A 9,234-nucleotide genomic window follows, 5' to 3' on the forward strand; every position below is an offset into this window, starting at 1 on the left:
TTCAGGGTTTCCAGAACGGTGTGCCCAGCACCGGGGTACTGGGCCGGGCCATGTCCCGGGCCGGCATGACGCCGGCCTCGTAGGCGAGGCGACCGGCACTGACGGCATGTTTAAAGGCTCTGGCCATGGTCACCGGATCGCTGGCCTGGGCTACGGCGGTGTTGAGCAGTACGCCGTCGTAACCCATCTCCAGAGCTTGGGCGGCGTGGGATGGTGCGCCGATGCCGGCGTCGACAATCAGGGTGATATCCGGCAGTCGCTGCCGCAGCGTGTTCAGTGCGTAGGGATTGATCAGCCCCTTGCCGGTGCCGATTGGCGCGCCCCAGGGCATCAGAATGCGGCAACCGGCATCCACCAGCTTCTCACAGAGCACCAGGTCGTCGGTGCAGTAGGGGAACACCTCGAAGCCCTGTGAAATCAGTTCGCGGGTTGCTTCCAGCAAACCGAACGGGTCCGGTTGCAGATTGTATTCGTCGCCGATCACTTCCAGTTTAATCCAGCGGGTATCGAACAGCTCCCGGGCCATCTGCGCGGTGGTGATGGCCTCCTTTACCGAGTGGCAGCCGGCGGTATTGGGCAGCAAGTGCAGATCCAGCTCCCGCAACAGCGCCCAGAAATCGTTGCCGCCGCCGGCACCGGGATTCTGGCGTCGCAGGGACAGGGTGACCACCCCGGCCCCAGAGGCGCGGATGGCATCCTGCATGATGCTCGGCGAGGGATACAGGGCGGAGCCGATCAGCAGTCGGCTCTCAAGCGTCTGGTCAGCCAGTTGCCACATAGTTCAACCCCCCTGCATCGGTACGAGCAGTTCGATGTGATCGCCGTCCCGCAATGATGTGACGGCGTAATTGGACCTGGACACAAACACCTCATTGATAGCAATGGCAAAGCCTTTGCCGGAGGGCTGCCACTGGGTCAGGGCCTCGGCCAGGCAGATCGGGTCTTGCAGTTGTTTCTGTTCGTTGTTCAGCCAGACGGTAATCAACGTTGCACCTTTGTGTTGTCCAGGGGGTCAGGCGGGAACCGCCAGCGGTTGAATCAGTTCGGCATAGGGAGAGCGGTAGCTATCCCCGTTTTCCAGCCAGTTCACCACTTCCTGTGCCACCGCCGGCGCCAGCAAAAAGCCGTGTCGGAACAGGCCATTGGCTCGGATCAGACCGTCCTGCCAGCGAATGGCGGGCAGGTTGTCAGGCAGTGCCGGGCGACAGTTGACCCGGCTGGAAACGATTTCTGCTTCACCGAAACCTGGGTGCAGGCTGTAGGCGGCGGACAGCAATTCCAGACTTGAGCGCACTGTGATCGGCCCCATGCTATCACTCTCGATCTGGGTGGCCCCGATAATGTAGATATCGTTGGGGCGCGGCACCACGTAGATGCGATAGCGGGGGTGCATCAGCCGCACCAGGTGCTGGAGTTTCACTTCCGGGGCCCGCAGCCACAGCAGTTCGCCCCGCACCCCGCGCAGCTGTGGCCAGTCGGGCTTGGCGCCGAGACCGCGGCAGTCGATCACCCAGTCGAAACGATAGTTCTCACCTCCGGCGTTCAGGTTGTGTGGGCCGAGTTGTTCCACCGGGGTCTGCGGGTGCCAGTCCACCCCGGGGTGGGCCAGCAGGGCGTCCGCCAGGCAGGCCATCACCTGTTCGTTGTCCACCCAGGATTCTTCCGGCAGGTAGGTGGCCTCGTCAAAGCGGCCCGCCAGTTCTGGCTCCAGTTCTGCCAGCTGGGCGGCGTTCAACTGCTGGAACTGCTCCGCGTCGGGACGCAGTTTATTCATAACCTGCTGATTGAAGTGGCGGTGGTCGGCGCGATCGCCGGGGTGGGCCACGATCAGGCTGCCCTGTTGCCGGAAGCAGAGGTCGCAGTCCGGTTCATGGGACTGGCCGCAGGAACTGACGCAGTGTGAGTGACAGCGACCGCCGCCGGCGACTGACAGAGCATCGGTCATGGCTGACCAAAGGGGCAGGGCGGCCATGCCCATGGTGTGGATAGCCAGCTCCGCCGATGCCACCTCGGAGTAGGGGGTCAGCATACCTGCGGCGGTATAGGCCGCGGCACTGCCGTTGGCGATGGGGTCGCGGTCGAAGATGCTGAGTCGGTGGCCGCGCTGGCTCAACTGCCACGCGAGCACTCGCCCCATAATCCCGGCACCGGCAATGGCTATCTGCATTGGTGAATTCCCCTGCTACGGCAAACCATGATGCTGCTGTCGGGCGAGCTCATCAGTCCTCCCGCACCTGGATGTAGATGTCGCCGCCTTTGGCGCGAAATTCCTCGGATTTCTCCCGCATGCCCTGTTCAGCCGCTGCGTAGTCGCGCACGTCCTGACTGATCTTCATGGAGCAGAACTTGGGCCCGCACATGGAGCAGAAATGGGCCACCTTGGCGGAGTCCTTGGGCAGGGTCTCATCGTGGAAAGCCAGTGCTCGCTCCGGATCGAGGCTGAGGTTGAACTGGTCTTCCCAGCGGAATTCAAAGCGCGCCTTGGAGATCATGTCGTCCCGGTAGCGGGCGCCGGGGTGGCCCTTGGCGATATCGGCGGCGTGGGCGGCGATTTTATAGGTGATGATGCCCTCCTTGACGTCCTCCCGGTTGGGCAGGCCCAGGTGTTCCTTGGGGGTCACGTAGCAGAGCATGGCGCAGCCGAACCAGCCGATCATGGCGGCGCCGATGCCGCTGGAAAAATGGTCGTAGCCGGGGGAAATATCCACGGTCAGCGGCCCCAGGGTGTAGAACGGTGCTTCGTGGCAGTGCTCCAGCTGCATGTCCATGTTTTCCTTGATCATGTGCATGGGCACATGGCCGGGACCCTCGATCATCACCTGCACGTCGTGTTTCCAGGCGATCTTGGTCAGCTCGCCGAGGGTTTTCAGCTCGCCAAACTGGGCCTCGTCGTTGGCATCCGCCAGGCAGCCGGGACGTAAGCCGTCACCCAGGGAAAAACTGACGTCGTAGGCCTTCATGATCTCGCAGATGTCTTCGAAATGGGTATAGAGAAAACTCTCCTGATGGTGGGCGATACACCACTTGGCCATGATCGATCCACCGCGGGACACAATTCCTGTCACCCGATCGGCGGTCAGCGGCACATAGCGCAGCAGCACCCCGGCGTGGATGGTGAAATAGTCCACCCCCTGTTCCGCCTGCTCGATCAGGGTGTCGCGGAACACCTCCCAGGTGAGGTCCTCGGCGATGCCGTTGACCTTTTCCAGGGCCTGGTAAATGGGTACGGTGCCGATGGGTACCGGCGAGTTGCGGACGATGTAGTCGCGGGTGGCATGGATATGCTTGCCGGTGGACAGGTCCATCACCGTATCGCCGCCCCAGCGGGTGGACCACACCAGCTTCTCCACCTCTTCTTCGATATTGGAGGTGAGGGCGGAGTTGCCGATGTTGGCGTTGATCTTCACCAGAAAGTTGCGGCCAATTATCATCGGCTCCAGCTCGGGGTGGTTGATATTGGCGGGAATGATGGCGCGGCCCTCGGCCACTTCTTTGCGCACAAATTCCGGGGTAATGGGCTGCAGCTTGGCGCCCATGGCATTGCCCGCCAGGCGCTTGTTGCGCTCTTCGGTAGTGAATTCGTTGTTCAGCGCTTCCCGGGCCTGGTTCTCCCGCAGGGCGATGAATTCCATTTCCGGGGTGATGATGCCTTGCCGCGCGTAGTGTATCTGGGTGACGTTGCCTCCGGCTTTGGCGCGGCGGGGCTGACGCTGTAGCGCTTCGTTATAGAACCTGAAGGCCTTGTCCTGTTCCTCGTGGCCATTGTCGATGGGCGCGATCTCACGGCCTTCATAGAACTCGGTATCGCCGCGTGCTTCGATCCAGGCGCCGCGCAGGTCCGGCAGGCCCCTGTGGACATCGATATCCACCTCCGGGTCGGTGTAAGGGCCCGAAGTATCGTAGACCGTCACCGCAGTGCCATCGGTAAGGCTGATTTCCCGCACTGGCACCCGCACGTCGGGGCGGCTTTCCGAGCTCAGGTAGATTTTCTGGCTGGCGGGCAGCGGTTCGCGGGTGATGATGTTCCTGGTGGCGGGTTGTACAGGTGTCTTGGAATTCATGGTTGCTCCTCACAGAAATAGATGAATTGTGAGGCATAGAGAGAGTGGCATTGCTGCAATCGAGAGCCCATCCCTACGCCGATACTAACCGGATCAGGTTCAATGGGTTCGCTGTCCCCCTTTCGGGAAAAAACAGCATCTCAGCCTTGCGGCACCCCAAGAGCATGTAACGAATCATTATACGCAATCTGGTGGTGCCTTACTATCAGCGTACTTTGAAGTAGAGACGCAGATTCCAACCTCCACCCCACCTTCTATTGGCAGGGAGCAGCATTGCCGGGGCTCAGAATGCAACCGTCACTTGCAGCCACGCCTTTTGGGTGTCGGTGCCGAAGTCATCTGCGTTGTAGTTGGCGTACTTCAGTAACAGGTGAACATTTTTATGGACCTGTTTGGCAATGGCGATATCAATTTCGTCACCGTAATCGGCGTTTCCTTCCTCAGCGTTGAAATCGTGGTAGGTCAGCTGTACCAGTGTGCCGAACACCTTGCTCTCAATAGAGCCATAGCGGTCCTCGATACCGGTGGTCGGGGTGTTTAGAAACTGGTCTGCAAAGCCCTGGAATTTGTGCAGGGTGGCCAGTGGTGTCGAGAAGGCCACGCCTGCATGGTCATCGGCTTCAAGCACGTCCATACCCAGTCTGGCGGTCAGCAATTTTGTCTGGATGCCGGCCTCCAGATTGTAGTAATCAGCGTCATAGCTGGCCGGGTTGTCTTTGTAGTCGGATTGCCACGCGTATTCTGCCGTGTAGAGCCATTTGGTGTCCTTGCCCTGTGCACCGGACAACCGGACACCGTAGGTTTTACTGGATGCGGAGGGCGCATCTTCCAGATCCAGCAGGTAGGCGTAGGCAGCCAGGGTGCCTATGCCAAAGCCCTGGTAATTGATATTGATGACATCGGCGCTGCTATCCCAGTCGACATCTGAGGCGGGGGTACCTGTGCGGCCACCGTCCGGACCGAAGATACGGTTCACGTTATTGATGTAACCATAGAACAGGGTGGTATCGGGTAAGGATTGATTGGTGATGGTAAAGCTGTCATAAGTCTGTTCGTTCTGTCGCCAGCCAACGCCACCGATAAAGCGCTGGTTGTCGAGGTTGATGCGCTGGCGGCCGTATTTCATGGTGGTGTCGGTCAGTCCACTCCAGGCGAGCCAGGCCTGGTTGATCTCGGTACCTTCCGGATCAGCGACCACTGCGTGGTCGGTCATATGGTTGTTCAGATCGTCGTAGTTGTCACCGCCGATTACCGTGACATCATCCACTTCCAGCTGGACCTGCAGGTTATTCCAGTTTTTTGTGGTATAGGTGATTCGTGAGCGTAGGGTCGAGGCATGGGCTTCCTCTGGGCGAACATCGTCGTCTACATTTTCGAAACGGTAGCGGAAATTAAATGCCAGTTTGCCATTCCGGAGAGCCTCTTGCAGTGTTGGTGAGTCATCGGACTGAGAACCCGTGCCGTTGGCAGATACCACACCGGCCATTCCCAGGGCTCCCAGCATGATAATGGTGGGGAGAGCCATTACTGGCTTTGTTGCAACAGCGTTTTTCATAATCAAATTCCCAAAAAAGGTCTTTTTCTGAAGCCGCCACCAAAGTGGTATGATGAATGCTACCTTGGTATTAACTTTATGAATTACAAAGAATTTTTTTCCTTCCTGTGGCAAGTTAACAGCTAATTACATAGGTAAGTTTGACTTCGATCAACGAATCGAGGCTGTCGACTCCTAAACTAGAGATCACCTGAAAAAACACGTTTTTACACTGAAGCCGTTGTGGAGCCCCAGCTATGCAGAGTGAACCCCAGACCGTTCTGGAGGATCGTTTTGGTCGCGTTGTCGACTACCTGCGCCTGTCGGTGACCGACCGCTGTGACTTCCGTTGCGTCTACTGTATGGCGGAAGACATGCGGTTTCTGCCGCGCCAACAGGTGCTGACGCTGGAAGAGATGGCATTTTTGAGTAGAGCCTTTGTCTCCCTCGGGGTGCGCCGCATCCGCCTCACTGGCGGCGAGCCGCTGGTGCGCCGGGATGTATTGACGCTGGTGCGCCAACTGGGTGCACTGGACGGTCTCGATGAGTTGACCATCACCACCAATGGTTCCCAACTGAAGACCATGGCGCCGGCATTGGCAGCGGCTGGTGTACGCCGGCTCAATATCAGTCTTGATTCGTTGCATTCGGAGCGCTTCAGTGCCATTACCCGCACCGGAAAACTGGCTCAGGTACTGGCTGGCATCGACGCAGCACAAAAAGCTGGCATCAGCCGGATAAAGCTGAACAGTGTGATAGTGCGCGATCTGAACGATGATGAAGTCCTGCCGCTGCTGGATTTTGCCCTGGAAAAGGGTTTGGATATCAGTTACATCGAGGAGATGCCGCTGGGCCAGATCGATTGCCGCGATCGCCGTGGCGGGTTAGTCTCCAGCGAGGAGGTTAGAGCGCTCATCGCTGAACGCTATCAGCTCCTGGCAAGTACCGAGACTTCTGCCGGGCCCTCCAGGTACTATCGTATCGGTAGCAGTAAGAGTCGTATCGGCTTTATTTCTCCACACAGCCACAATTTTTGCGACAGTTGCAATCGGGTACGGGTTACCTGCGAAGGCCGGTTATTACTGTGTCTCGGTAATGAACACTCGGTGGATCTGCGTGCGGTGATGCGCCGTTACCCCCAGGACATGCCCGCTTTGCAGAATGCGATTGTCAATGCAATGGCATTGAAGCCGGAACGACACTATTTTTACCATGATGACAAACCGCAGGTGTTGCGCTTTATGAATGCCACAGGTGGTTAACGGGAATCAGGATGATCGAAATACAAGAGCCTCAATCAAGTAATTTACCGGCATGGCTTAATCTGGGCTTCCGGCCTTTCTTCATGGGTGCGGCCCTGTTTGCAGTGCTGTCCATGTCGATCTGGGCGGCGATTTTTCCGTTGCAAATACTATCGCCCTTGAATGAATTGGCCCCGACCGTCTGGCACGCTCACGAAATGATCTACGGCTACGCGGTGGCGGTGATTGCCGGGTTCCTGCTGGCTGCGGTGAAAAACTGGACAGGTCTGCAGACACCCAGGGGTGCATTATTGTTTCTGTTGTTCTTCTTGTGGCTGGCCGCGCGGTTGTTGCCCTTTGCCGGATTGTTTTCAGAAGAAGGGCTGCCTTTGCAGTGGACCGCTTTCGCCGATCTGTTATTCATGGCCATGCTGATCCCGGCGGTGGCAGTGCCGATCATTCGCGTCAAATCCCAGCGCAATCTGGTGGTGATCGCCATACTGGCGCTGCTGCTGACCGGCAATGGTCTCTTCTATCTCGGGGTTTTCGGCATATTGGCCGACGGCATCCGGCTGGGGCTATACCTGGGTTTTTACATCATCATCGCCCTGGTATTGATGATGGGTAGACGCGTAATCCCCTTCTTCACTGAGCGCGGTGTTGGCTATTCGGTCACCCTGACCAATTATGCCTGGCTGGACAAGGCAGTGCCGTTCCTGATGATCGCCTTTATTGCTGCTGAGCTGGTCGCGCCGGGAAACCTGATGACAACGTTGGTGGCAGCAGTTCTGATGGTACTACTGGGACTTCGCCTGGTCGGCTGGCACACCAAAGGTATCTGGCGCAAGCCATTGCTGTGGGTGCTGCACGTTGCCTACGGCTTGGTGGTGCTGGGCTTTGCCCTGAACGTGGCGGCAGCCCTGACTGGCATTTCCCCGTTCCTGGCGGTGCACGCCTTTGCCCTCGGGGGCATTGGCTTGATGACCCTCGGCATGATGGCCAGGGTCTGCCTGGGGCATACCGGCAGAAATGTGTTTGCTCCACCTGCTGCAGTGAACTGGATGTTCCTGCTGCTTAGCGGTGCGGTGCTGTTGAGGATATTTGTGCCCCTGTTGGCTCCCGCCTATTACGCTCTTTGGGTCGGCCTGTCCCAGCTGAGCTGGATATTGGCGTTTGCGCTGTTCTCGCTGATCTACATCCCGATGCTGGTGACGCCCCGGGTGGATGGCCAGCCGGGGTAGTTGTAAGTGTGTAAGTGGGGTCAGATCAGACTTTTAAATTCGTAAAAATTGACTGGTTACAAGGATGCGACCATGGCTCGATTGCCGCGATTCTCTCCAGCTGGCTTGCCCCAGCACGTCATTCAACGCGGTAATAACCGCTCAGCCTGCTTTGCCGCTGAACAGGATTTTTCTGCCTACGCGAATTGGTTAAAAGAGTATTCGGTGGAATGCGGTGTCGCTGTACATGCCTGGGTATTCATGACGAACCATGTTCATTTGCTGCTAACACCGGAAACCGATGGCGCGTTATCAGACATGATGCAGGCGCTGGGGCGGCGTTACGTCCGTTACTTTAAAAAGCCGTCGCTGTGCCTGCGATTGTTAGATGAACACCGACAGCTCATAGACCCTCAGTTTACAACCAATTTGTTTTGCTAGCTTTCTGCCCTTGAGCCAGTACCTCGCAGGCACGACGATATAATCAACATCATCTGTACTGAACTTGACGGTGCTATAGCTTTTCCCATCTCTGCAGTAAAAGCAGCTCATGCCCGGCTCTTGAGGCTTCCTTCCACCTGCGAATGGTAGAGATCTAAACGTTAGCCTCCACTCTCTTTGGTAGTAAGTCACATACTCAGAATGATCCTGCCCTTTGTATGAGTACTCTTGGAGAAAATCAGTGACCTCTTGAAATGCCAACGTCTCATCCTCAGTGAAATTGTAGGACTCGACCTCCTCTTTCCACTCCCTATCTTTTTCTAAGTCCTCCATTCTGCCCAGCAATCCAGAAAGCCTCTTAATACGCGAAAAGTGCTCACCTGTCGTATAAAGAGCAGGGTTCGCACCATAGGCGATCATTTTTTCCTTTTTGAAGCCAATGCCGAACTTTCCGAATATTCGACAGTGCTCTTTTGCGTGCCATAACGGGATATCGGTGAAACACACCATCGCTGATTTTTTATCGTAATCTTCGGATACGTAGTTTGGGCAATAGCTCAACCTTAGAAGCCTTTCATCACAGATAGACGTCAATGCTGAAAACGCATCAGAATTCGTTTGTCCCCGACCTGTCCAATGGACAAGCGTGTTATTCACATATGCGCGCAACTTCAACCTCATCTAACAGTCTGTTAATGAGGCCTTCGGCCTCATAATAATTATTAAAAGGCGGCCAC

9 protein-coding genes and 1 riboswitch are annotated in these 9,234 nt (G+C 56.9%); of the genes, 3 read left to right on the plus strand and 6 right to left on the minus strand.

Features of this window, described 5'->3' with window-relative positions; translation table 11 throughout:
- Position 1: 1 nt before the first annotated feature.
- The 5 genes from QZ516_RS12520 to QZ516_RS12540 all read right to left on the minus strand — a co-directional run bounded on the left by QZ516_RS12520 (position 2) and on the right by QZ516_RS12540 (position 5,616).
- A complete protein-coding gene (locus tag QZ516_RS12520) occupies positions 2–778 on the minus strand; it encodes a thiazole synthase (protein ID WP_297190421.1) in 777 nt (258 codons plus the stop codon).
- A 3-nt stretch (positions 779–781) separates the two neighbouring features.
- On the minus strand, positions 782–985 hold the full coding sequence (thiS, locus tag QZ516_RS12525; protein ID WP_297190424.1) for a sulfur carrier protein ThiS: 204 nt from the start codon (positions 983–985) through the stop codon (positions 782–784).
- Positions 986–1,012: 27 nt separating this feature from the next.
- On the minus strand, positions 1,013–2,167 hold the full coding sequence (gene thiO, locus QZ516_RS12530; RefSeq protein WP_297190427.1) for a glycine oxidase ThiO: 1,155 nt from the start codon (positions 2,165–2,167) through the stop codon (positions 1,013–1,015).
- A 52-nt stretch (positions 2,168–2,219) separates the two neighbouring features.
- The gene (gene thiC / locus QZ516_RS12535) at positions 2,220–4,061 is read right to left on the minus strand and encodes a phosphomethylpyrimidine synthase ThiC (RefSeq protein WP_297190430.1); all 1,842 of its coding nucleotides are present in this window, start codon (positions 4,059–4,061) and stop codon (positions 2,220–2,222) included.
- Positions 4,062–4,114: 53 nt separating this feature from the next.
- A riboswitch (TPP riboswitch) is annotated at positions 4,115–4,230 on the minus strand.
- Positions 4,231–4,344: 114 nt separating this feature from the next.
- On the minus strand, positions 4,345–5,616 hold the full coding sequence (locus QZ516_RS12540; RefSeq protein WP_297190433.1) for an alginate export family protein: 1,272 nt from the start codon (positions 5,614–5,616) through the stop codon (positions 4,345–4,347).
- Positions 5,617–5,852: 236 nt separating this feature from the next.
- On the opposite strand from QZ516_RS12540, the gene moaA reads away from it, so the two are divergent.
- The 3 genes from moaA (at position 5,853) to QZ516_RS12555 (ending at position 8,497) form a co-directional block, all read left to right on the plus strand.
- Positions 5,853–6,857, plus strand: coding sequence for a GTP 3',8-cyclase MoaA (moaA, locus tag QZ516_RS12545; RefSeq protein WP_297190435.1), 1,005 nt, complete (start codon positions 5,853–5,855; stop codon positions 6,855–6,857).
- Positions 6,858–6,868: 11 nt separating this feature from the next.
- A complete protein-coding gene (locus QZ516_RS12550; protein ID WP_297190437.1) occupies positions 6,869–8,077 on the plus strand; it encodes an NnrS family protein in 1,209 nt (402 codons plus the stop codon).
- A gap of 72 nt (positions 8,078–8,149) precedes the next feature.
- Positions 8,150–8,497: a transposase gene (locus tag QZ516_RS12555; RefSeq protein WP_297190439.1), complete on the plus strand. Its 348-nt coding sequence runs from the start codon at positions 8,150–8,152 to the stop codon at positions 8,495–8,497.
- Here QZ516_RS12555 and QZ516_RS12560 read toward each other — a convergent pair.
- On the minus strand, positions 8,441–9,058 hold the full coding sequence (locus tag QZ516_RS12560) for an abortive infection system antitoxin AbiGi family protein (protein WP_297190442.1): 618 nt from the start codon (positions 9,056–9,058) through the stop codon (positions 8,441–8,443). The two genes, QZ516_RS12555 and QZ516_RS12560, sit on opposite strands and share 57 nt — an antisense overlap.
- Between the last annotated feature and the right edge of the window lie 176 nt (positions 9,059–9,234).

It is taken from the genome of uncultured Porticoccus sp., assembly GCF_913061305.1.
In the GTDB taxonomy this organism is placed as follows: domain Bacteria; phylum Pseudomonadota; class Gammaproteobacteria; order Pseudomonadales; family Porticoccaceae; genus Porticoccus.

Bases quoted from the DNA above. Each gene is read 5' to 3' on its own strand.
- thiC (WP_297190430.1), bottom strand. From the start codon at position 4,061: ATGAATTCCAAGACACCTGTACAACCCGCCACCAGGAACATCATCACC.
- moaA (WP_297190435.1), top strand. From the start codon at position 5,853: ATGCAGAGTGAACCCCAGACCGTTCTGGAGGATCGTTTTGGTCGCGTT.
- QZ516_RS12555 (WP_297190439.1), top strand. From the start codon at position 8,150: ATGGCTCGATTGCCGCGATTCTCTCCAGCTGGCTTGCCCCAGCACGTC.
- QZ516_RS12540 (WP_297190433.1), bottom strand. From the start codon at position 5,616: ATGAAAAACGCTGTTGCAACAAAGCCAGTAATGGCTCTCCCCACCATT.
- QZ516_RS12520 (WP_297190421.1), bottom strand. From the start codon at position 778: ATGTGGCAACTGGCTGACCAGACGCTTGAGAGCCGACTGCTGATCGGC.
- QZ516_RS12550 (WP_297190437.1), top strand. From the start codon at position 6,869: ATGATCGAAATACAAGAGCCTCAATCAAGTAATTTACCGGCATGGCTT.
- thiO (WP_297190427.1), bottom strand. From the start codon at position 2,167: ATGCAGATAGCCATTGCCGGTGCCGGGATTATGGGGCGAGTGCTCGCG.